At 69.5% G+C, this 20,915-nt stretch carries 18 protein-coding genes and 1 pseudogene; 6 read left to right on the top strand and 13 right to left on the bottom strand.

The annotated features are described in order from the left end of the window. The first annotated feature begins 54 nt into the window (after positions 1 to 54). Positions 55 to 2,706: a cell cycle histidine kinase CckA gene (gene cckA / locus OZ671_RS27125; RefSeq protein WP_268863603.1), complete on the top strand. Its 2,652-nt coding sequence runs from the start codon at positions 55 to 57 to the stop codon at positions 2,704 to 2,706. A 60-nt stretch (positions 2,707 to 2,766) separates the two neighbouring features. Here cckA and OZ671_RS27130 read toward each other — a convergent pair whose 3' ends face one another. The 11 genes from OZ671_RS27130 to OZ671_RS27180 form a co-directional block, all read right to left on the bottom strand. After that, on the bottom strand, positions 2,767 to 3,249 hold the full coding sequence (locus OZ671_RS27130) for a hypothetical protein (protein ID WP_268863604.1): 483 nt from the start codon (positions 3,247 to 3,249) through the stop codon (positions 2,767 to 2,769). 487 nt (positions 3,250 to 3,736) lie between these two features. After that, entirely contained in the window at positions 3,737 to 4,579 is an 843-nt protein-coding gene (locus OZ671_RS27135) for a universal stress protein (RefSeq protein WP_268863605.1), read from the bottom strand. Between the two features lie 282 nt (positions 4,580 to 4,861). Continuing rightward, positions 4,862 to 6,520 (bottom strand): fumarate hydratase, encoded by a 1,659-nt coding sequence (locus OZ671_RS27140; RefSeq protein WP_442957134.1) that lies wholly within the window; start codon positions 6,518 to 6,520, stop codon positions 4,862 to 4,864. 49 nt (positions 6,521 to 6,569) lie between these two features. Further along, positions 6,570 to 7,496: a 2-hydroxyacid dehydrogenase gene (locus OZ671_RS27145; protein ID WP_268863606.1), complete on the bottom strand. Its 927-nt coding sequence runs from the start codon at positions 7,494 to 7,496 to the stop codon at positions 6,570 to 6,572. A gap of 21 nt (positions 7,497 to 7,517) precedes the next feature. After that, positions 7,518 to 8,354 (bottom strand): GNAT family N-acetyltransferase, encoded by an 837-nt coding sequence (locus OZ671_RS27150; RefSeq protein WP_268863607.1) that lies wholly within the window; start codon positions 8,352 to 8,354, stop codon positions 7,518 to 7,520. 34 nt (positions 8,355 to 8,388) lie between these two features. Beyond that, a complete protein-coding gene (locus OZ671_RS27155) occupies positions 8,389 to 9,717 on the bottom strand; it encodes an NAD(P)/FAD-dependent oxidoreductase (RefSeq protein WP_268863608.1) in 1,329 nt (442 codons plus the stop codon). Between the two features lie 27 nt (positions 9,718 to 9,744). Then, entirely contained in the window at positions 9,745 to 10,794 is a 1,050-nt protein-coding gene (locus OZ671_RS27160; protein WP_268863609.1) for an ABC transporter ATP-binding protein, read from the bottom strand. Continuing rightward, positions 10,791 to 11,831, bottom strand: a complete 1,041-nt coding sequence (locus tag OZ671_RS27165; protein ID WP_268863610.1) for an ABC transporter ATP-binding protein — start codon at positions 11,829 to 11,831, stop codon at positions 10,791 to 10,793. The genes OZ671_RS27160 and OZ671_RS27165 overlap by 4 nt, the downstream gene beginning before the upstream one ends. Further along, on the bottom strand, positions 11,828 to 12,718 hold the full coding sequence (locus OZ671_RS27170) for an ABC transporter permease (protein ID WP_268863611.1): 891 nt from the start codon (positions 12,716 to 12,718) through the stop codon (positions 11,828 to 11,830). Before OZ671_RS27170 ends, OZ671_RS27165 begins: the two co-directional genes overlap by 4 nt. Before the next feature lie 4 nt (positions 12,719 to 12,722). Beyond that, positions 12,723 to 13,673 (bottom strand): ABC transporter permease, encoded by a 951-nt coding sequence (locus OZ671_RS27175; protein ID WP_268863612.1) that lies wholly within the window; start codon positions 13,671 to 13,673, stop codon positions 12,723 to 12,725. Positions 13,674 to 13,785: 112 nt separating this feature from the next. Beyond that, entirely contained in the window at positions 13,786 to 15,456 is a 1,671-nt protein-coding gene (locus OZ671_RS27180; protein WP_268863613.1) for a peptide ABC transporter substrate-binding protein, read from the bottom strand. A gap of 261 nt (positions 15,457 to 15,717) precedes the next feature. Here OZ671_RS27180 and OZ671_RS27185 point away from each other — a divergent pair, with 261 nt between their 5' ends. The 4 genes from OZ671_RS27185 (at position 15,718) to OZ671_RS27200 (ending at position 18,186) form a co-directional block, all read left to right on the top strand. Then, positions 15,718 to 16,353: a helix-turn-helix domain-containing protein gene (locus OZ671_RS27185; RefSeq protein WP_268863614.1), complete on the top strand. Its 636-nt coding sequence runs from the start codon at positions 15,718 to 15,720 to the stop codon at positions 16,351 to 16,353. Between the two features lie 328 nt (positions 16,354 to 16,681). Then, a complete protein-coding gene (locus OZ671_RS27190) occupies positions 16,682 to 17,341 on the top strand; it encodes a glutathione S-transferase family protein (RefSeq protein WP_268863615.1) in 660 nt (219 codons plus the stop codon). Positions 17,342 to 17,375: 34 nt separating this feature from the next. Beyond that, positions 17,376 to 17,852, top strand: a complete 477-nt coding sequence (locus OZ671_RS27195) for a hypothetical protein (RefSeq protein ID WP_268863616.1) — start codon at positions 17,376 to 17,378, stop codon at positions 17,850 to 17,852. An 82-nt stretch (positions 17,853 to 17,934) separates the two neighbouring features. After that, positions 17,935 to 18,186 (top strand): hypothetical protein, encoded by a 252-nt coding sequence (locus OZ671_RS27200; protein WP_268863617.1) that lies wholly within the window; start codon positions 17,935 to 17,937, stop codon positions 18,184 to 18,186. Positions 18,187 to 18,200: 14 nt separating this feature from the next. Here the strand turns inward: OZ671_RS27200 and glyA are convergent, their stop codons facing one another. After that, positions 18,201 to 19,520 carry a serine hydroxymethyltransferase gene (glyA, locus tag OZ671_RS27205; RefSeq protein ID WP_268863618.1) on the bottom strand — a complete coding sequence of 440 codons (1,320 nt, stop codon included), beginning with the start codon at positions 19,518 to 19,520 and terminating at the stop codon, positions 18,201 to 18,203. A gap of 110 nt (positions 19,521 to 19,630) precedes the next feature. Between glyA and OZ671_RS27210 the strand changes: the two genes are divergently transcribed. Next, positions 19,631 to 20,539 (top strand): LysR family transcriptional regulator, encoded by a 909-nt coding sequence (locus OZ671_RS27210; RefSeq protein WP_268863619.1) that lies wholly within the window; start codon positions 19,631 to 19,633, stop codon positions 20,537 to 20,539. Between the two features lie 85 nt (positions 20,540 to 20,624). Here the strand turns inward: OZ671_RS27210 and OZ671_RS27215 are convergent. Further along, positions 20,625 to 20,915: pseudogene (locus tag OZ671_RS27215) on the bottom strand (thiolase family protein); the annotation flags it as partial.

The raw sequence follows: 20,915 nt of genomic DNA on the forward strand, positions 1-20,915 counted from the left end.
TGGGTCCTTATGGCTCATGGCGGCCCCTCGGTTCCCAGAACGGCACTTCAGGCCATGGCTATCGCCGAAAAGAACGCTCGCGCCAAGGCGGGCGCGACATCGCAGAAAGGCAGCGCGGCGCGCGCAGTCGATCGCTCGGACCGTTCGGGCTCGACCGGCATGGTGCTGGCGGTGGCGCTCGTGCTGGTCGGCGCCGCCCTGTTCTTCCTCGCGATGGGCCGGGACAATGCCTATCCCTACGTGATCGGCCTCCTGGCGCTGTTGGCGGTGGTCGGCGTCTTCTCGCTGTTCGCTCATGCCGCGGGTATTCTGCGTTTCGCCACCGAGGAGAGCCGCAACGACTTCACCAAGGCGATGGTCGACAGCATGCCGGACGCGGCCGTCGTCACCGAACCGTCCGGCCGGGTGCTCTATGCCAATCCGAGCTATCTGGAGCTGACCGGGGCGACCGGCGAAACCGACGTGCGCGGCGTCGAGCGGGCCTTTTCCAGCGCTCCCGACGTGTCGGAGGCGATCTACCGCCTGTCGCAGGCGGCGCGCGAGGGACGTCGGCATCAGGAAGAGGTGCGCCAGCCCGGTCCCGACAGCGCCCGCTGGTTCCGGCTGCGCGTGCGCCCGCTGGTGCGGGACGGCCTGCAGGCGCCGCGCGGTCTCGGCAAGGCCACGGTCTGGACGGTGGAGGACATTACCCGCGACCGCCAGAATGCCGAGAGCGCCTTCGAGACGCTGCAGAAGGCGATCGACTTCCTCGATCACGCGCCGGCCGGCTTCTTCTCGATGGAGCCGAATGGCGAGATCGCCTACATGAACGCGACGCTCGCCGGCTGGCTCGATCACGATCTGGCCGAAGTCGGGCCCGGCGGGCTGGCGCTCGCCGACATCCTGGCGGCCGATGGCGCGGCGCTGCTGCGGACGGTGACGCCGGTCCCCGGCGAGGTGCGCACCGCCACCTTCGACCTCGACCTGAAGAAGCGCGGCGGCGAGGCCTTGCCGGTCCGGCTGCTGCACAAGGTGGCCTTCGCGGGCGACGGCACGGCCGGTTCGTCGCGCACGCTAGTGATCGATCGCGGGCGCGGCAGCGAGGCGGCGGACAGCCTGCGGGCTGCCGAGGTGCGCTTTGCCCGCTTCTTCAACAATTCGCCGCTCGGCATCGCCACCGTCGACAAGGCCGGCCATGTCGGCCGCTCCAACCCGATCTTCGCGCGGCTGTCGGCCGAGCTGCTGCCGGTCGGCGAGGTCGGGCCGCGTTCGATCCTGTCGCTGGTCAAGGACAGCTCGCGCCAGGGCCTGTCGCAGGCCATCGCCGAGGCGGCGGGCGGGCGGGGCGACCTGACGCCGGTCGACGGCGCGCTGCAGGGCGACGCCAACCGTTTCGCGCGGTTCTTCGTGGCGCCGGCCGACGATCCCGACCAGCCGGGCGAGGTGGCGATCGTCTATGCGGTCGAGACGACCGAGCTCCGGCAGTTGCAGGAACAGTTCGCCCAGTCGCAGAAGATGAACGCGGTCGGCCAGCTCGCCGGCGGCGTGGCGCACGATTTCAACAACGTGCTGCAGGCGATCATCGGCCATGCCGATCTGCTGCTGATGAACCACAAGCCGGCAGATCCCTCGTTCAACGACATCAGCCAGATCAAGCAGAACGCCAATCGCGCCGCGAGCCTGGTACGCCAGCTGCTGGCCTTCTCGCGCAAGCAGACGCTCAGGCCGCAGGTCGTGCAGCTCGGCGACGTGCTGTCGGATCTCTCCATGCTGCTGCGCCGCTCGCTCGGCGAGCGCGTCGGCCTCGACATGATCCATGGTCGCGACCTCTGGCCGGTGCGGGCCGACGTCACCCAGCTCGAGCAGGTCATTCTCAACCTGGCGGTCAATGCCCGCGACGCCATGCCCGACGGCGGCAAGCTGACCATCCGCACGGTCAACGTGCCCGCCGACGAGATGCGGCGCCACGATGCCAAGGATCAGCCGGTGGAGGCGCCGGCGACCGACAGCGTGCTCATCGAGGTGACCGATACCGGCACGGGGATCCCGGAGGAAATCGTCCAGAAGATCTTCGACCCGTTCTTCTCCACCAAGGAGGTCGGCAAGGGCACGGGGCTGGGGCTTTCCACCGTCTACGGCATCGTCAAGCAGTCCGGCGGTTATATTTTCGTCGACAGCCAGGTCGGCAAGGGCACGACCTTCCGCATCTTCCTGCCGCGCCATGTCGAGGCCGCCGAGGATGTGCCGCCACCAGCGCCGGCCGCTGCAACCCTCGTCGCGGGCAAGATCGAAGCGCCGGCCGCCGACGTCTCCGCGCCGGTGCCGACTGCGGCACCGCCGCCGGCACGCGACGATACCGGCGCAGGCACCATCCTGCTGGTCGAGGACGAGGACGCGGTAAGGGCTTTCGCCTCGCGGGCGCTCGCCTCGCGCGGCTATACGGTGCTGGAGGCGGCGTCGGGCGTCGAGGCGCTGGAGGTGATGGCCGAAGCGCAGGGCTCGGTCGATCTCGTCGTGTCGGACGTGGTGATGCCGGAAATGAATGGCCCGACATTGCTGGTCGAGCTGCGCAAGGCCAATCCCGACATCAAGGTGATCTTCGTCTCAGGCTATGCCGAAGACGCCTTCAAGAAGGACCTGCCGGAAGGCTCGCATTTCTCCTTCCTGCCGAAGCCCTTCTCGCTGAAGCAGCTGATCGACGCCGTGAAGCAGCAAGTCAAGGGGTGAGCGAATGGCGCGTGGCGAGTGGGCACTCCAGTCGCTATTTCGCCACTCGCCACCCGCCCGTCACCGGCAGCTCGTCGAGACGACGCCGCGCCATTCGGCGGCGGTCTGGCGGATGAAGCTGACCTTCGACGCGCGTTCCGTCGCGGCAGTGCAGCGGTCGGCGACGGTCGCGGCGCGGGCGAGCGCGTCGATATGGGCGCGCAGGGCCGGGCACTGCTGATCGAGCGACTGCTCCTCGATCTGCTCATAGCGCGCAAGCGTCGCATTGACCTCGGTTTCCGAGGCGGCAAGGGCCTCGTCACAGGCGCCGGGTGTCGGCGACGGGGTCTGCAGAGCCGCCGGGCGGCCGAAACTGGCCGGCTGCAGCATCTCGCGGGGCGCCGGACGAGCCGTTTCCTCGGCCCTCACCGGCCAGGCGGTGAACACCATGGTGAGGAAGGCGACAATGGTCGCGAGCACCAGAGCGCTCGCGATCAGGGCCAGCGTCTGGGCATTGGCGGAAGCCGGCCGCATGGCCGGGAAAATGAGATTCGACCTGGGCATGGCGTGTCCCTCTGTCGCGACGGCCACAATGGGCTGCCGCTGTTTCGTCGGGATTGCGGGGCTGTCCCGGCTCTGTTTCCGGCGGATTGCCGCCAGCAACAGACGGCCCGGACCGGCCGCCGCACGCATTCAGCATCGATGCTTTCGCAGGTCTTAACGTCGCGGCCGCGACTGGGTTCCCGAGAGGCAGAGGCATTGGCGAGGGGCCGGCTGTCGCGGAGGTCTGCCGCGCGCAGCTAAAGCGTCCGCCCGATCAGGACCTTATACGAAGAACAACGGTCCGGGTGGAGGCCGGATTGGTCGCGCGCCGCCAGCATGCCTGGAAATGTGCAGTGAAAGGCCGCCCTCCGCTGGGTCATGCGCAAGCCCCGCGCGCTGCGCAAGGCGCGGCGTGCCCTCCGTGTTTTTGACGACCCATCAGCGGGAGCCACGTTCCTTGCGGATGTCGTTGCGCCGGCCGCCGACGGGGGCCGCCTCGCGATCACCATCAGTACGACATGAACAGCGGGATCTCGGCATCGCGCAACATGCTGTCGGTGACGCCGCCAAGCACCATCTGGCGCAGGCGGGAATGGGCAAAGGCGCCCATGACGACGAGATCCGCCTGCACCGCGACCGCATGTTCGCGGATGGCGCGCGCCGCGTTCCGGTCTGATGCGGAGAGGTTGTTGACTTCAGGCCTGATCGCGTGCCGGGCGAGCGCGTCGGCCAGGTCCGTGCCGGGGCTTGGCCGCCGCAGGTCCTTCTCGTTCGTCACGCAGACGATGACGACGCGGTCGGCGGCCCGCAGCAGCGGCATCGCATCCGCGACCGCCCGGGCCGCCCGGCTCGAACCGTCCCAGGCGACCACGATATTCCGGGCCCGGAACTCGGAGGCCTGGGGCGGCGTGACCAGGACGGGCCGGCCGCTCTCGAACAGCAGCGTTTCGAGAAGCGCGCCACTTTCGTCGAACCGGCCGGTGGAGCGGTTGACCACGGACAGGTCGCTCAGGCGGCCGAACATGAGCATTTCGTCGACCAGAATGCCGTGAGGCGCGGTGTGGGCAAGGCAGTCGACGCTCTGCGCGTGGCCGCCAAGCAAATGGGCGGCATCCCGCGCGCGCGCATCCGCACGCTTCTTCATGGCCTCGTTGGCCTCGCCGACATAGTTCGCCGCGACGCTGCTGAGCGGGCTGTAGGTTCGGGGAACCTCGACGCCGAGCACGCGCGCGATCACATGCGCGCCGCTCGCCTGGGCCAGCGATCCCGCAAGCTTCAGTGCCGGCTCCAGATCACCTTCATCGGTCAGGAGGACGGGCGCGAAGATGGTCTTGATGTGTTCGAAGGGCATGGCGTGTCTCCCGGCGGCCACCTTGTGCGGATCTCGCAACCGGCACCTTGATGTCCGTCAAACGACGCGCGCGGTCTCGCAGTTCCGTCGACGGCCGCCGACAGATCGCCAGCGGCCGGCGCTGCCGGCCTGTGCGCAGGGAGGTTCTGGAGACGCGAGGGCCGCACCGGCCTTGGCCGTCTTGCCGCCTGATGTCCGCGATGCGCGGCGGCTTCCCTAAAGCGGGCGGATGCCGGCCGGACTGCGACCCGGGCCGCAGTCCGGTGATCCGCTCGTCCCGGCTCACCCGAGATTCAGTTCCTTGAAGAAGTCGTTGCCCTTGTCGTCGACGACGATGAAGGCCGGGAAGTCCTCGACCTCGATCTTCCAGATCGCTTCCATGCCGAGCTCGGGATATTCGAGCACTTCCACCTTCTTGATGCAGTCCTGGGCCAGGCGCGCGGCCGGGCCGCCGATCGAGCCGAGATAGAAGCCGCCATGCTTGGCGCAGGCCTCGCGGACCTCGCGCGAGCGGTTGCCCTTGGCGAGCATGACCATGGAACCGCCGGCAGCCTGGAACTGGTCGACATAGCCGTCCATGCGGCCGGCCGTGGTCGGGCCGAAGGAGCCGGAGGCGAAGCCCTCGGGGGTCTTGGCCGGGCCGGCATAATAGACCGGGTGATCCTTGAAATATTGCGGCATGGGCTCGCCGGCATCCAGCCGCTCGCGGATCTTGGCATGGGCAAGATCGCGCGCGACGATCATCGGGCCGGTCAGCGAGACGCGGGTCTTGATCGGGTTCTTCGAGAGCGTGCCGAGGATCTCGGACATCGGCCGGGTGAGGTCGATCTTGACGACCTCGCCACCGAGCGCCTCGCTGTCGATCTCGGGCAGGTAGCGCGCCGGATTGTGCTCGAGCTCCTCGACATAGACGCCGTCGCGGGTGATCTTGCCCAGCGCCTGGCGGTCGGCCGAGCACGATACCGCGATGGCGATCGGCAGCGAGGCGCCGTGCCGGGGCATGCGGATGACCCGCACGTCGTGGCAGAAATACTTGCCGCCGAACTGGGCGCCGACGCCCATCGCCTGGGTCAGCTTGTGGATCTCGGCCTCCATGCCGACGTCACGGAAGGCATGGGCGAATTCCGAGCCGGCAGTCGGCAGTCCGTCGAGATAGCGCGCCGAGGCGAGCTTGGCGGTCTTCAGCGTGTGCTCGGCCGAGAGGCCGCCGATGACGATCGCCAGGTGATAGGGCGGGCAGGCGGCCGTGCCGAGGGTGAGGATCTTCTCGTGCAGGAACTTGACCATGCGGTCATGGGTCAGGATCGAGGGCGGCGCCTGGAACAGGAAGCTCTTGTTGGCCGAGCCGCCGCCCTTGGCCATGAACAGGAACTTGTAGGCGTCCTCGCCCTCCGAATAGATCTCGATCTGGGCCGGCAGGTTGTTGCGGGTGTTCTTCTCCTCGAACATCGAGAGCGGCGCGAGCTGCGAATAGCGCAGGTTCTTCTTCTCGTAGGCATCGAGCACGCCCTGGCCGAGGGCGGCCTCGTCCTCGCCGCCGGTCCAGATCCGCCGGCCCTTCTTGCCCATGATGATGGCGGTGCCGGTATCCTGGCACATGGGCAGGATGCCGCCGGCGGCGATATTGGCGTTCTTCAGGAGGTCGTAGGCGACGAACTTGTCGTTGGCGGTCGATTCCGGATCGTCGATGATCTTGACGAGCTGGGCGAGATGGCTCGGCCGCAGCAGATGGTTGATGTCGATGAAGGCGGTTTCTGACAGCAGCCGGATCGCCTCGCGGTCGACCACCACCACCTCCTCGCCGAGCACCTTTTCCAGCCTGACGCCGTCGGAAGTCAGCTTGCGGTACTGCGTCTCGTCCTTGCCGAGAGGGAACAGCTGATAGGAGCCGGCGGCGAGCGGAGCGTTCATGGCGATGTCCTCGATGGTCGGGGCGTTCATAAGCCATCGGGGTCGGGATTTGAAGCCGTTCTAAGGTAAGGGCCGGCGGTCAGTAGCCGGCGTCACGGTCGACGAGGCCGGGCAGGGGTTCGCCCCGGCGGTGGCGGGCGATGGTGTCGAGCACGAAATCGACCGCCTGGCTCGGCCGGGTCATGCTGGCAATATGCGGGGTCAGCAGGATCCGGGGGTGCCGCCAGAACGGATGGCCTGGCGGCAGCGGCTCCTGATCGGCGACATCGAGGATCGCCGCGCCGATCTGGCCGGAATCGAGGGCCGCGAGCAGATCGGCTTCGACCAGATGGCCACCGCGGCCGCAATTGACGAGGCCGGCGCCGGTCGGCAGGGCGGCGAAGAGATCGGCGTCGAGGATGCCGCGCGTCGCCTCGGTCAGGGGCAGCAGGCAGACGAGGATGTCGACCTCGGCGAGGAAGGCCTTGAGGCTCTCGTCGCCGGCATGGCAGGCGACGCCGTCGATCGAGCGCGGCGAGCGGTTCCAGCCGGACAGGCGGAAGCCGAAGGGCTTCAGCCGGCCGAGCGCGGCCTGGCCGAGCTGGCCGAGCCCCATCACACCGACGCGCCGGTCGGCGGGCGCGCGCACCTGGATCTCCTCCCAGACCTCGCGCCTCTGCTGGTCGATGAAGGCGACGAGGTCGCGGTGCAGGCCGAGCACGGCGAGGACGACATATTCGGCCATGCTCTCGGCAATGCCAGGCTCCAGCATGCGCACGACGGGCAGGCTGCGGGGCAGCGCCGGGAAATCGAACTGATCGACGCCGGCCCCGACCGAGAACAGGATCTCGAGGTTGGGAAAGGTCTTCATGATCCGGTCCGGCGGCTGCCAGGCGACGAGATAGCGCACCTCCTCGGCCGCGCCGAGATCGGGCCAGACCCGGAACGGCAGGTCGGGCGCCCGCTCGGCGAAAAGCCGCGCCCAGACGGCGCCACGCGCCGCATTGGCCTTGTAGAGAACCGTCATCGGGCAGGCTCCTTGAGCGGGTCAGCCGAGACCCTGGTTGATCAGGGCGAAGCTGCGCGCGCCGGTACCGGTCGGCGGGCGCCGGCCGCGCGTCATGACGATGCCGGTGCCGGCGAGCCCGAGGCCATGGGCGGCCAGCCAGTCGCCGATGGCGCTGTCCGCTGGCGTGTCGACGCGCAGCACGGTGCCGGCATGGCGCGCCAGCCAATGGCCGATCAGGGCGCGGGCGCCGGCCGCGTCGGGCGCGACCACCGGGCCGATCACCCGGCCGAGGCCGGCCTCGCGGCAGAAGCCGAAGCCGGTGATGCCGGCACCTTCGGTCAGCACCATGCCGTCGCCGGCCTCGGCGAGGGCGGCGATCGCCACGGCGCGGCGCATGCCCTTGGCGGCATGATCGAGCGCGATGACGGCCTCGATATCGCCGGGCCGCAGTGGGCGCAGGCTGGCCGGCGGCAGATCCGGCGCCCGCGCGATGCCCTGCTGCTGCCGCACCCGGCCGGCATCGGCAAAGCCGAGGCGGGCATAGAGCGGTTCGCCGGCGTCGGTCGCCACGAGCACGGCGGTGCGGTCGCCGAGATCGGCAAGCGCCGTCTCGACCAGCCGCCGGCCGATGCCGAAACCCTGCCAGTCGGGGCGGACGATGACCATGCCGACCGAGGCTGCGGTCTCGCCGTAAAGCCACCACAGCGTGGTGCCGACGATCTCGCCCGCCATGTCGGCCACGGCGCCGCGGCCGAAGCCGGTCATCCAGCGCCAGTCGGCAAGGCGATGCGCCCAGCCGACCGCGGCGGACAGCGCGTGGCAGGCGTCGAGATCGGCGGTGGAGACCGGCCGGAGGACGATGGCGGTTGGGGGCATGCGCAGGCTCGCTCGGCGGCTCTATCGGTCCGGATCAGAACAGGCCGACGGGGGCCAGCGGCCGGCCGTCGATCAGGCGCTTGTAGTCGTAGGCGGAGGGATCGACATAGGGTGTGTCGCCGGCAACGATGTCGGCCGCGAGCCGGCCGGCGCCCGGGCCGATGCCGAAGCCATGGCCGGAAAAGCCGGTCGCGAGGGTGAAGCCCGGCAGCGTCTCGACCCGGGAAATGACCGGGACGGTATCGGGCGTGGAATCGATGGTGCCACCCCAGGCCTCGGCGATCTCAACCCCCGCCAGTGCCGGATTGGACGCGACGAAATGTGCCAGCGCCTCCTCGACCAGGCTCATGTCGGGCAGCGGGTCGCGCACCCGCTCCGCCTCGAAGGGCGAGGGCTGGTCGAGGCTCCATTTGTCGTTGCGCATGAGCTGGCTGAAGAAGGAGGCGCCGAGGCGCACCTTCAGCCCCTTGCGGCGCTGCAGGTAGGTCGGCCAGAAGGTGCGGGCATAGCGGATCAGGTCCGGAGTGAGCTCGACCGTGCCGCGGCCGCGCAGCGCCAGCGTGAAGCCGCCGTCGAGCCGCCGGCGCACGCAATAGTCGGTGGTGCCGAGCGCGCCCGTGGTGATCTCGGGCGCCGCGGTGGTGCGGCAGGCGGTGGCGTTGACGAGGCCGATCGGCAGGTCGATGCCGTGGCGCCGGCAGAACAGCGACGACCAGGCGCCGCCGGCGAGCAGCACGGCGCTGGTGCGGATGCGCCCCTTTTCGGTGACGACCGCGCTGACCCGGCCAGCCGCGGTTTCCAGTCCGCGCGCCGCGCAGCCCTGGTGCAGCGTCACGCCATGCTTGCGCGCCGCAGCGGCCAGCGCCGGCACGGCCATGGACGGCTCGGCGCGGCCGTCGCTCGGCGTGTGCAGGCCGGCGACCCAGGTCTCGGTGTTGCCGGGCAGGCGTTCGGCGATCTCGGCTGGCGTCAGCACCGTGGAATGGACCTGCTCGTCGCGGGCGATGGCGGCCCAGCGCTCCCAGGCGGCGGCCTCGGCCGGGTCCTTGGTCATGAACAGAACGCCCGTTCGGCGGAAGCCGGCATCCTGGCCGCTGTCGTTCTGCATCTCCTCCCAGAGCCTGAGCGCCTCGCGCGCCAGCGGAATCTCGGCCCGCGCGCGGCCCTGCTGCCGACACCAGCCCCAGTTGCGGCTCGACTGCTCGGCACCGACATGGCCCTTCTCGACGAGAGCGACCGAATGGCCCTTGCGGGCGAGGTGGTAGGCGGCCGAGACGCCGATGACGCCGCCGCCGATGATGACGACATCGGCGGCCTCCGGCAGGCGTTCGTCGCTGGCGATGCGGTTGAGCGGCGGGGACATGAGCTCTGCTCCTCGATGCGCTGATGGTCAGGCCGGGGTGGCGGCCGGCGGACTGGACAGGGAGGCCGCAAGCGCGATGTCGTCGCGGATGCAGGCCGAGAAATGGCCGGGCGCGACCTCGCGCAGCGGCGGCACGGCGCCCGCGCAGGCGGCGACGGCGTGCCGGCAGCGGGTGCGGAAGGCGCAGCCCGACGGCGGCTCGAGCGGACTTGGAATGTCGCCGGTGAGAATGATCCGGCTGCGCCGGATCTCCGGGTCGGGAATCGGCGCGGCGGAGAACAGCGCCTCGGTATAGGGATGGCGCGGCGCCTCGAACAGCGCGCGGGTCGGCGCGATCTCGACCAGCCGGCCGAGATACATGACCGCGATACGGTCGGAGATATGGCCGACGACGGCGAGGTCGTGGGCGATGAACAGGATGGTGAGGCCGAAGAGCTGTTTCAGCTCCAGCAGCAGATTGACCACCTGGGCCTGGATCGATACGTCGAGCGCCGATACCGGCTCGTCGGCGACCAGCAGGCCGGGCCGCAGGATCAGCGCGCGGGCAATGCCGACACGCTGGCGCTGGCCGCCCGAGAGCTCGTGCGGATGGCGCTCGGCGAAGGCGGCCGAGAGGCCGACCAGCTGCAGCGTCTCGATCACCTTGGCGGCGCGCTCGGCGCGGCCGAAGCCGCCGTGAATGGCCAGGGGCGCCGCGACGATCTCGCCGATCGTCATGCGCGGGTTGAGCGAGGCGAAGGGATCCTGGAAGACGAGCTGCATGCGCCGGCGCAGCGGCCGCAGCGCGCGCCGTGACAGATGGGTGATGTCGTTGCCCTCGAAGCGGATCGTGCCGCCGGTCGGCTCGGTCAGCCGCAGCACGGTGCGCCCGACCGTCGTCTTGCCGGAGCCGGATTCGCCGACGATGCTCAGCACCTCGCCCGGCCGGATCGCGAAGGAGACGTCGTCGACGGCCTTGACCTGGCGCGCGCGCCGGCCGAACAGCCCGCCGCCGACGGGGAACCATTTGCGCAGCGAGGTCACTTCGAGGATCGGTGCCGGTTCGCGCGTGGCCGTCGGATCCGGTCCGGTCGTCATGGCGCGGCCCTCCCGCTCAGCTCGCGCCAGCGCAGGCAGCGGACCTGCCGGCCTTCGGCCGTTTCGTCGAGTCCGGGCGGCTCCACGTCGCAGCGGCCGGCGAGGCTCGACGGACAGCGCGGATGGAAGGCGCAGCCCGGCGGCGGAAAGCGCGGATCCGGCACGTTGCCGGCTATGGCGGCGAGCGCGCCGCCGCGCCGGCCGGCGAGATCGAGCCGCGGCACGGAGCCGAGCAGGCCGGCGGTGTAGGGCATCAGCGGGGTCTTGAACAGCGGCCGGACATCGGCCTGTTCGACGACGCGGCCGGCATACATCACCATCACCCGGTCGGCGATCTCGGCGACCACGCCGAGATTGTGGGTGATGAACATGACGGCCATGCCGGTCGCCTCCTGCAGGCGGCGGATGAGATCGAGGATCTGCGCCTGGATGGTGACGTCGAGCGCGGTGGTCGGCTCGTCGGCGATCAGGATCGAGGGCTCGCCGGCGAGCGCCATGGCGATCATCACCCGCTGGCGCATGCCGCCCGAAAGCTGGTGCGGATAGGCGGCGAGGCGCTGGCGCGGCGCGGGGATGCCGACGAGGTCGAGCAGCCGGCAAGCCTCGTCCTCGGCAGCCCGGCGGCCCATCGGGCGGTGCAGGCGGATCGCCTCGGTGATCTGGCCGCCGATCGTCTTGACCGGATTGAGCGAGGTCATCGGCTCCTGGAACACCATGGCGATATCCTTGCCGCGGACGCCGCGCAAAGCTTCCTCGTCGAGGCCGAGGAGGTCGCGTGTCGCGCCGCCGGCGCCGGCGAGCCGGATCGCGCCGCCGACGCGGCAGCCCGGCGCCTTCGGCAGAAGGCCCATCACGGCAAGGCTGGTGACGCTCTTGCCCGAGCCGGATTCGCCGACCACCGCCAGCGTCTCGCCGCGGCGAAGAGTGAAGGACACGTCGGACACCGCCGCGAAGGCGCCGCGGTCGGTGCCGAAGCTGACCGCGAGATGCTCGACCGCCAGCAGGGGCGGGGCGCTGGCCAACGGTTCGCCGCTCATCGGATGTCCATCCGCGGATCGAGCGCGTCGCGCAGGCCGTCGCCGACGAAGTTGAAGCTGGTGACCGCCAGGGTGATGGCGATGCCGGGCAGGATGGCGAGCCAGGGGGCGCTGGTCAGGTAGATCTGGGCATTGTTGAGCATGTTGCCCCAGCTCGCGACCGGCGGCTGGATGCCGTAGCCGAGATAGCTGACATAGGATTCGAGCAGGATCGCCTTGGCGACGTTCAGCGTGGCGGCGACCACGATCGGCGCCATGGCGTTGGGCACCAGCTCGCGGAACATGGTGCGCAGGTCGGACGAGCCCAGCGCCTCGGCGGCAACGGCGAAATCGCGCTCGCGCAGCGAGCGGATCTGCGCCTCGACGATGCGGGCGACATTCATCCAGGCAGTGGCCGCGATCAGCAGCGTCGTGGACAAGACGCCCGGCTCGATCAGGGCGGCGAGCGCCAGCAGCAGGAAGATCGCGGGAAAGCAGAGGACGGCGTCGACGAACCGCATCAGCGCGGCGCCGAGGAGGCCGCCGTAGAAGCCGGCGATCGTGCCGACCACGATGCCGATCGCCATGGCGATGGCCATGGCAGTGAAGCCGATGGCGAGCGAGATGCGCCCGCCCATCATCAGCCGCGCGAGGATGTCGCGGCCGAGCTCGTCGGTGCCGAGCACATGCACGCCGGAAAGCGGCGGCGCGAAGCGCTGCATGATGTCGATATAGGTATCGTCGAAGGGCAGCAGATAGGGGCCGAACAGCGAGCCGAGGGCGAGGATCAGGATGGTCACGGCTCCGGCCATGGCAAGCTTGTGCCGGCGGAAGCGGCGCCACGCGGCGCTGCCGGTGGCAGGCGGGGCGAGCTGGATCGCTGCTGCGCTTTGGGTGTGTCCTGCCATCGCTTCAGCCCAGCCGGATGCGCGGATCGACGGCGGCATAGAGCATGTCGGCGATGAACGAGCCGATCAGCACCATGACCGCGGAAAACATCAGGATGCCCATGACCACGGGGTAGTCGCGATAGCCGATGGAATCGAGGAAGAGCCGGCCCATGCCGGGCCAGGTGAACACGGTCTCGGTGACGAGCGCGCCACCGAGCAGGGTGGGGAACTGCAGGCCGGCGACCGTGATCATCGGCAGCAGCGCGTTGCGCAGGGCGTGGCCGGCGAGCACGCGCCATTCCGGCAGGCCCTTGGCCCGGGCGGTGCGGATATAGTCCTGGCCGATGACATCGAGCATGGACGAGCGCATGAAGCGCGCCCAGATCGCGGTCTCGACCAGGGCGAGCACGAGGGCCGGGGCGATCAGGTGATGGACGAGGTCGAGGAACGAGGCGTCGCCCACGGTGTGGCGGTTGCCGGCCGGCAGCCAGCCGAGCTCGACCGAGAAGACGTAGATGGCGACGAGGCCGAACCAGAAGGTCGGGATCGACAGCGCGATCATCGCGCCGACGGTCGCCAGCGTATCGAACAGCGAATAGCGTCTGATGGCGCCGAGAATGCCGATCCAGCAGCCGAGCAGGATGGCGATCAGCGTCGAGGTCGCCATCAGCTCCAGCGTCGCGCCGAGATGCGAGCCGATCACCTTCAGCACCGGCTCGCCGTCGCGGAACGAGCGGCCCCAGTCGCCGGTCAGCATGCGCACGAGCCAGTCAGCATATTGCACCGGCAGCGGCCGGTCGAGGCCGAGCTGATGGGCGATGCGGTCGAGGTCCTCCTGGCTCATCTGCGAGGACAGGGCGAACTGCGACAGCGGCCCGCCCGGCGCCAGATGCAGAATGGCGAAGCCGATCATCGAGACGAGCAGGAGAAGCAGCGCTGCCTGCATCAGACGGTGAAGGGCGAACCTGGCCATGTCGGCTCCTCGGAGGCCTCACGCCGGCGGGCATCGCAGATGACCGTCGGCCCCATCGCGCACGTCGCGGCTGTCGTTCCGCACCGTGCGAGGTCTTTCCGGCTCGCCGGCCCTATTGCGCCCAGAACCACTCGCGCATGTTCCAGCAGTTGGAGGAGGTGTTGATGTTCGGCGCAAAGCCGTTCAAGCCTTCCTTCACGCCCTCGGTGATCGCCGCCTGGAACAGCGGCAGGATCGCCAGATCGCGTCGGATGATGGTCTGCACCTCGCCATAGGTCGCCTTGCGCGCGGCCTGGTCGAATTCGGTCGCCCCACGTGCCAGCAGCCTGTCCACCTCGGCGTCGCGATACTGATAGGTGTTGTAGCCGCGACCGCCCTTGGCCGGGATGGCGCCGGAGCCGAAACGCGGGGTGACGTCCGGGTCGCTGCCCAGCATGAAATTGACCGAGACCAGCACGGACTGGAACTTCGACTGCTGCCAGAATTCGCCCCAGATCACCGCGGCCGGCATGTTGTTGATGCGCATGGCCGCGCCGATGGCGCGCCAGTCCTGCATCAGCAATTGCTGCGTCTGTTCGCGCACGGCATTGCCAGAGGTGGTCGAATTGGTGAATTCGAGCTTCACACCGTCCTTTTCGCGCACGCCGCCGGCGCCACGCTTCCAGCCGGCCGCGTCGAGCATGGCGTTGGCCTTCGCCGGGTCATGGGCGTGGGCGGGCAGGCCGGCCCGGAACGACCAGGCCTGCTGCGGCACGAAGCTTTCGGTCGGCACCGGCAGGCCGTAGTTGAGCGCGTCGATCAGCGCCTTCTTGTTGATGGCCAGATAGAGCGCCTCGCGCACCGCCCGGTCGGCGAGCGGCCCGAATTCCAGATTGGGCGCGATATGCTCGACGGACGCGGTGGGCGACACCGTCACCTTGCGGCCACGCAGGGTCTTCGCCTCGCGCACGAAGTTCGGCAGGATGCCCTGGATGCCGGTATAGTCGACCTGGCCGGTGCGGAACTGGGTATAGAGCACGGTCAGGTCGGGGATGTATTTGAACACCACCCGTTCCAGGAACGGCCCGCGGCCGTGATAGCCGGCATGGGCATTGAGCAGGATGTGATCGCCCGGCACGCGCGTCCCCCAGCGGAACGGGCCGGTGCCGACGGGCGCGTTGTTGAACGGCGCGGTGTTCGGATCCTCGGCCTTCTCCAGGACGTGCTTCGGCACGATGAAGGTGAGCGAGAGGATCGAGAGATAGGGCGAGTAGGCGCTTTCCATGCGCCAGTGGATCTCGTCCGGCGCCACCACCTTGATGTCCTTGACCAGGCTGTGGCCGACGCGGTTGCGGACCCGGAAGTTCGGATTGTTGATGAGGTCGAGGCTGAACTTGACGTCCTCGGCCGTGAAGGGCGTGCCATCATGCCATTTGGCGTCGCTGCGCAGCTTGATCTTCCAGGTCAGGCCGTCGGCGGACAGCCCGCCATTGTCCTGGCTCGGCACCTCGCGGGCGAGGTCCGGTACGAAGCGGCCGTCCGGGTCGATGATCCAGAGGGTGGAGAAGAGCTGCCACCAGACGCTCTGGTCGACCTCGATGCCGGGCATCAGCGGGTTGAAGACGGTCGGCTCCTGCGACAGCGCGGCGACCACCTGGCCGCGCGGCCTGTCGGGCGGCGTCGCCGGCCGGCCTTGCTGGGCGGCGGCATGCGGCGGCAGGCTCAGCCCCGCTGCCGCGCCGGCACCGAGCGCGATCAGACCGCGTCGCGTCGGCTGCCCGAAAGGCCCCGGAGATCCTGCCATGCCCCGCCTCCTTTGCCCGAGCGCATCCGGTCGCGGCGCAAGGTCCACAGCCGGCTGACCCGGCAGGGAGATGCGGCCGACATATGGCGCGTCTTCAGTGCTTTTGAATTATTTGATGACAACTTCAACATGGCTAAATATCGCTGTCAATGGCGGTCGTGGCGCCGCTCCGCACAGTCTTGCTTGGACAGGGCGACCGGACGGCGGCAGGATCGATGCCGGGAGCGATCTCCTCGATCGAGCCATGGCCGGGAGGTTTCAATGAGCGTTCGAGGTGGTCGTGCGGGACATCAGGCGTCCGGCAAGGACGAGGCCACGGAGGATGGCGGCGACGAGCGGCTTGGCGAGACGATCCGTCTCCTGCGCCAGCGCGCGGGCCTGTCGATCCAGGACGTCGCGACCAGCACGGGACTTTCGACCGGCATGATCAGCCAGGTCGAGCGCGCGCTGGCGACGCCGTCGATCCGCACGCTCAGGCTCCTGTCGATCGCGCTCGCCGTGCCGATCTCCTACTTTTTCGAGGTGCGCGAGACGGCCGAGACGTCGCGCTACATCGTCCGCCGCAACGATCGGCGCCTCCTGCGGCTCACCGCCAGCGGCGTCCTGAAGGAAGCGCTGACGCCGGCGGAAAAGGGCGAGCTCGAATTCTACGAGCTCACCCTCAATCCCGGCGGTTCGTCGGGCACGGATTTCTTCCAGCACACAGGCGAGAAGGCGGGCTATGTGCTGTCGGGGCGGCTGCGCCTCTGGCTGAACCACGAGGCGCACGAACTCGATGCGGGCGACAGCTTCCGCTTTCCGAGCACCGTGCCGCACATGTTCGACAACCCGACCCAGGCGATCGCCCGGGTGATCTGGGTGACGACGCTCGGGGCGGCCCGCCCCGAGCGCCCCTGAGCCCGGTCGTCAGTCGCGGCCGCCGCCGGCGGTCGAGAGATCGACGCCGCGCGTCTCGCGCATGGTCGGCACGGCCATGGCCGTCGCAACGCTGAGCGCCTGGTTCGACGATCACGGCGAAGCCGAGAATGCGCGGGTCGTCGGCGGCTGCATCCATCTCGCCATGGCCGGGCTGATCCGCGCCGGCAGGGTCCGAGCGGGGCGCGCTGCGGCGCATGCTCCTTGCAAGGCGAGATTGGTTTCGCTAGAGATCAAACTGCTTGCATATTGCAATCAGACTGATCGGTGCTCCGCTCTTGCGAACGGGCCCGATGCGAGGAGGCCTTCCATGACACTGCAGCTTTTCGGCCATCCCTTCTCATCCTACACGCAGAAGGCTCTCGTCGCTCTCCACGAGAATGCGACCCCCTTCACCTTCCGCATGCTGTCCCAGGAGGACGAGGCGACCTTCGCCGAGTTCGCCGCGCTCTGGCCGCTCAAGCGCTTCCCGATCCTGGTCGACGGCGCGACGACCATTCTCGAAGCGACCGCGGTCATCGAATATCTCGCCGTCCGCCATCCGGGACCGGTCGCGCTGATACCGGCCGATCCGGCCGCGGCGGTCACCGTGCGGATGATGGACCGGTTCTTCGACAACTACATTTCCACCCCGCTGCAGAAACTCGTCTTCGATCGCCTGCGCCCGGAGGCGGCCCGCGACGATTACGGCGTCACGGAAGCGCGTGCCATGCTGGACACGGCCTATGCCTGGCTGGACCGGACCATGGCAGACCGGCCATGGGCCGCGGGCGAGGCCTTTTCCATGGCCGATTGCGCGGCGGCGCCGGCGCTGTTCTATGCCGACTGGGGCCATCCGCTCGGGGATCGTTTCCCACATGTCACAGGTTACAGGCAAAGATTGCTGGCACGGCCGTCCTTTGCCCGCGCGGTCGACGGCGGCCGGCCCTACCGTCACTATTTCCCGCTCGGCGCGCCCGATCGGGATTGAACCGGCGGCGGGCGGCCAACCAGAGAGGTTACGCGTGGCGCCCCGCATCGACCGGTTCGAACTCTTCGCCGACTATTTCCAGCTCTATCTGGAGGACGACGCAAGGCGCGCGGATCCCGACATCGACTGGGACGCGGCGGTCGAGCGCATGCTGGCCGCCGGCGACGGCTTCGTGATGATCGGCACCGTCCGCAACACGACGGTGCCGCTGACCGTCGAAGTTGCGCCAGCCGAGCCGGCCGCCGATCTCGACGGTTGGGATCACGTGGCCGAATGCGGTCTTGCCGTCCCATCCGGCCGGATCGTCGTGTCCGGCTGCACCGACTATCGACCGGATGCCGCCCGCATCGCGGTCGCGCCGGGAGAATACCGGGTGCGCGTGTCCTATGGCGGCCTGAACACCCTGTCGGAGGACGGGCTGGACGGACAGGATCATTATCGCGCGCAACTCTGGCCGGCGCCGCTCGCCGAATTGCGCGTGCTGAAGCGGCGGCCGCAGGACGGGTCCTGACCTGCGGCGGCGGCCTTGCTCGCGTGCCCGCCCGTGGTTATGGAGCGCGCTTCATCGTGACGGGACACCTTGCGGGATTGTCATGCGACGCTTCGGCCTGCTGCTGCTGATCATCATCATCTTTTTCTGCGGCAGCGTCTTCTATCGCTACTACCAATGGGTCGCCCAGGCCGACAGCCCGTTCGACGAGGTGGGAATCGGCCTGCACAGCTACATGCCGGGGCCGATCCAATCCTGGGGCTGCGCGCGCCTGAAGGAGCGCTTCGAGGGCAAGACGCTGCCGCCGCATGGCTGCAAGGACCCGGCCAATCCGCGGGGCTGGCGCCGGAGCTGAGCCTGGCGCCCGCCTCAGGAAACGAAGGCAAGGCGCCTGAAACGGGCCCTGAAGGCGCTGGTGCGCGGGGCGATCGCTGCCGGATCGTCTCCGGCCAGAGCCTCGGCGATGAGCTCGGCAAGCTCGTCCATATGAGCCGGGTTCATGCCCCATCGCACGATCTCGGGCGTGCCGAGCCTGAGGCCGTTGACGTCGCCGGGGACGGTTGCGCGCGGCAGGCCGATGCCGCTCGTCAGGATGTTGGCTTGGCGCAGTCGCCGCGCCGCGTTCTGGCCACCGCCATAGGGGGCGGCTTCGATGGCGAACTGGTGGGACCGGGTGAAGCCCTCGCGCGTTGCGAAAACCGTCACGCCGCGCCGGTCGAGCGCCGCCGCGAGCGCCGCGGCGGTCTCGACCATGGTGGCGGCATAGGCCCGCCCGAACTCCCGCCAGTCGAGCAGCGTCATGGCGAGGGCCGCGGACCGGGCGACGTCGAAATTGGCCGTCAGCCCGGGATAGGCGATCCGGTCGAGCTTTTCGGCCAGATCCGCCTCGTTCGTCACGATCAGCCCGCCGGCCGGTCCGCCGAGGCTCTTGTAGGTGCTCATCGTCATCAGATGCGCGCCCTGGACGAGCGGGTTCGGCCAGGCGCGCCCGGCGATCATGCCGCAGAGGTGGGCGGCGTCGAACAGGACGCGCGCGCCGACCTCGTCGGCGATCGCCCTGACGGCCGCGACGTTCCAGGGCAGGAGGTTGAGGCTGCCGCCGAGCGTGATCAGTGTCGGCCGGATCTGCCGCGCCATGGCGGCGAGGGCCGCAATGTCGACGCCGTAGCCGTCGGGATCGACGGGAGCCGAGTGGATGGCAAGGCCGTGCAGACCGGCGGCGCCGGCATCATGGTGGGTGACATGGCCGCCGATCGCCGCCGGCGGGACGATCACCGCATCGCCCGGGCCGGTCGTCGCCAAGAAGGCGTAGAGATTGGCGAGAGCTCCCGAACCGACCCTGATCTCGACATGGCGTGCCTCGAAGATCTCGGCGGCGAGGGCGGCCGCGATCACCTCGATCTTCTCGATGGCCTCGACGCCCATTTCATATTTCTGCGAGGGGTAGCCGAGCGAGGCACGGGCGCCGAGCCCCTGAGCGAGCAGCGCCTCGGCGCGCGGGTTCATCGTATTGCTGGCCGGGTTGAGATTGACGCAGTCCTCGTCGTGGATCCGCCGGTTGAGCGCGGCCAGCGCCTCGATCTCGGCCGCGACCTCCGCGGCCGGACGCCGCGCCGTCCAGTCCGCGATGCCGCCGACAAAGGTCTCCACCGTCTCCGCCACCCAGCCGCGCCGCGCAAGCCCGCTCATTCGATCCGCTCCCGATGGTCGTTCCGAGGCGCACTATCGGGGTGGATTGCCGGCAGGCGCAAACCAGTTAAATTGCCTGGTAAGACATAGAAAAACTGAGCCTCCTGCCCATGGCTGTCGATCCGCCGCGGCCGCCGCTGCCGCCGCTCAACGCACTCAGGGCCTTCGAAGCCGCAGCGCGGCTCGGCGGCTTTGCTGCGGCCGCGGGAGAGCTCAAGGTGACGCCGGGCGCCATTGCGCAGCAAGTCCGCAAGCTCGAGGACTGGCTGGGCAGGCCGGTGTTCCTGCGTACCGCCCATGGCGTCGTGCTGCCCGAACATGGCCGGCGGGTCGCGGCGCAGATCTCGCGCTGCCTTGACGAGCTCGGCGGCAGCGTGCGCGCGCTGAAGGCGGCGGCCGGACCGCGGCCGGTGCACCTTGCCGCCTCTCCAGCGATAGCACAGCTATGGCTGCGCCCGCGGCTGGCCGCGTTGACAGAGGCCTTGCAGGGCGCGGCCGTCTCGGTGACCGCGCTCGAAGCCGCGCCGGACCTCGACCGCGAAATGTTCGACGCGGCGCTGTTCTTCGTCGAGGCGGGCGAAGCGATGACGGGGCGAAGCCTCGTTCCCGTCGAGGCCGATGTCATCACGCCGGTCTGCGCGCCTTCGCTCGCCGCGCGCCTTGCAAGCCCGGCCGATCTTGCCGGCATGCCGCTGCTGCACGACGCGACATGGCGCCGCGACTGGGCGCGCTGGCTGGCGGCGGCCGGTGGTCCTGCCTGGCTCGCGGAGACCGGGCCGGCCTATTCGCTCTACAGCATGGGCGTGGAAGCGGCCCTGGCCGGCGAGGGCGTTCTCGTCGGCCATCTGCCGCTGCTCCGGGCGCCGCTCGCCGATGGCCGGCTGGTCCGCCCCTTCGCGCGCGAGGTCCGGCTGGACCGCGTGCTCGCCATTCTCCTGCCCGAGCCGGCCGGGACCGAGGCGGCAAGGCTCGCCGAGCTCCTGATGGCGGGCGAATGGCGGGTGGCGAATGGCGCGTAGGGAATGGCCGATAATCGACGCGTTGCTCCGGGCCGACACGCGTCATATGCGCATGTCCTATTCGCCACTCGCCACTCGCCACTCGCTACTCGCTCCTCTCGACCAGCAGCGCCGTGCCGAGGCCGCCGGCGGCGGCGATGGCGGCAAGGCCGAGGGCGCCCGCCGGCTCGCCCTGCAGGTCGTGCCAGAGGCGCACGGCGAGGATGGCCCCGGAAGCGCCGATCGGGTGGCCGCGCGCCAGCGCGCCGCCACCCCGGTTGACGATGGCAGGATCGAGCGCCAGCCCGCGCAGGCAGGCGATCGCCTGGACCGCAAAAGCCTCCATGATCTCGGCCGAGACGATGGCGGCGGCGGGCCTGGCGCTGCGTTCCAGCAC

This window comes from Phreatobacter sp. AB_2022a (assembly GCF_026847585.1).
Taxonomy (GTDB): domain Bacteria; phylum Pseudomonadota; class Alphaproteobacteria; order Rhizobiales; family Phreatobacteraceae; genus Phreatobacter.

Bases quoted from the DNA above. Each gene is read 5' to 3' on its own strand.
- cckA (WP_268863603.1), top strand. From the start codon at position 55: ATGGCTATCGCCGAAAAGAACGCTCGCGCCAAGGCGGGCGCGACATCG.
- OZ671_RS27130 (WP_268863604.1), bottom strand. From the start codon at position 3,249: ATGCCCAGGTCGAATCTCATTTTCCCGGCCATGCGGCCGGCTTCCGCC.
- OZ671_RS27135 (WP_268863605.1), bottom strand. From the start codon at position 4,579: ATGCCCTTCGAACACATCAAGACCATCTTCGCGCCCGTCCTCCTGACC.
- OZ671_RS27140 (WP_442957134.1), bottom strand. From the start codon at position 6,520: ATGAACGCCCCGACCATCGAGGACATCGCCATGAACGCTCCGCTCGCC.
- OZ671_RS27145 (WP_268863606.1), bottom strand. From the start codon at position 7,496: ATGACGGTTCTCTACAAGGCCAATGCGGCGCGTGGCGCCGTCTGGGCG.
- OZ671_RS27150 (WP_268863607.1), bottom strand. From the start codon at position 8,354: ATGCCCCCAACCGCCATCGTCCTCCGGCCGGTCTCCACCGCCGATCTC.
- OZ671_RS27155 (WP_268863608.1), bottom strand. From the start codon at position 9,717: ATGTCCCCGCCGCTCAACCGCATCGCCAGCGACGAACGCCTGCCGGAG.
- OZ671_RS27160 (WP_268863609.1), bottom strand. From the start codon at position 10,794: ATGACGACCGGACCGGATCCGACGGCCACGCGCGAACCGGCACCGATC.
- OZ671_RS27165 (WP_268863610.1), bottom strand. From the start codon at position 11,831: ATGAGCGGCGAACCGTTGGCCAGCGCCCCGCCCCTGCTGGCGGTCGAG.
- OZ671_RS27170 (WP_268863611.1), bottom strand. From the start codon at position 12,718: ATGGCAGGACACACCCAAAGCGCAGCAGCGATCCAGCTCGCCCCGCCT.
- OZ671_RS27175 (WP_268863612.1), bottom strand. From the start codon at position 13,673: ATGGCCAGGTTCGCCCTTCACCGTCTGATGCAGGCAGCGCTGCTTCTC.
- OZ671_RS27180 (WP_268863613.1), bottom strand. From the start codon at position 15,456: ATGGCAGGATCTCCGGGGCCTTTCGGGCAGCCGACGCGACGCGGTCTG.
- OZ671_RS27185 (WP_268863614.1), top strand. From the start codon at position 15,718: ATGAGCGTTCGAGGTGGTCGTGCGGGACATCAGGCGTCCGGCAAGGAC.
- OZ671_RS27190 (WP_268863615.1), top strand. From the start codon at position 16,682: ATGACACTGCAGCTTTTCGGCCATCCCTTCTCATCCTACACGCAGAAG.
- OZ671_RS27200 (WP_268863617.1), top strand. From the start codon at position 17,935: ATGCGACGCTTCGGCCTGCTGCTGCTGATCATCATCATCTTTTTCTGC.
- glyA (WP_268863618.1), bottom strand. From the start codon at position 19,520: ATGAGCGGGCTTGCGCGGCGCGGCTGGGTGGCGGAGACGGTGGAGACC.
- OZ671_RS27210 (WP_268863619.1), top strand. From the start codon at position 19,631: ATGGCTGTCGATCCGCCGCGGCCGCCGCTGCCGCCGCTCAACGCACTC.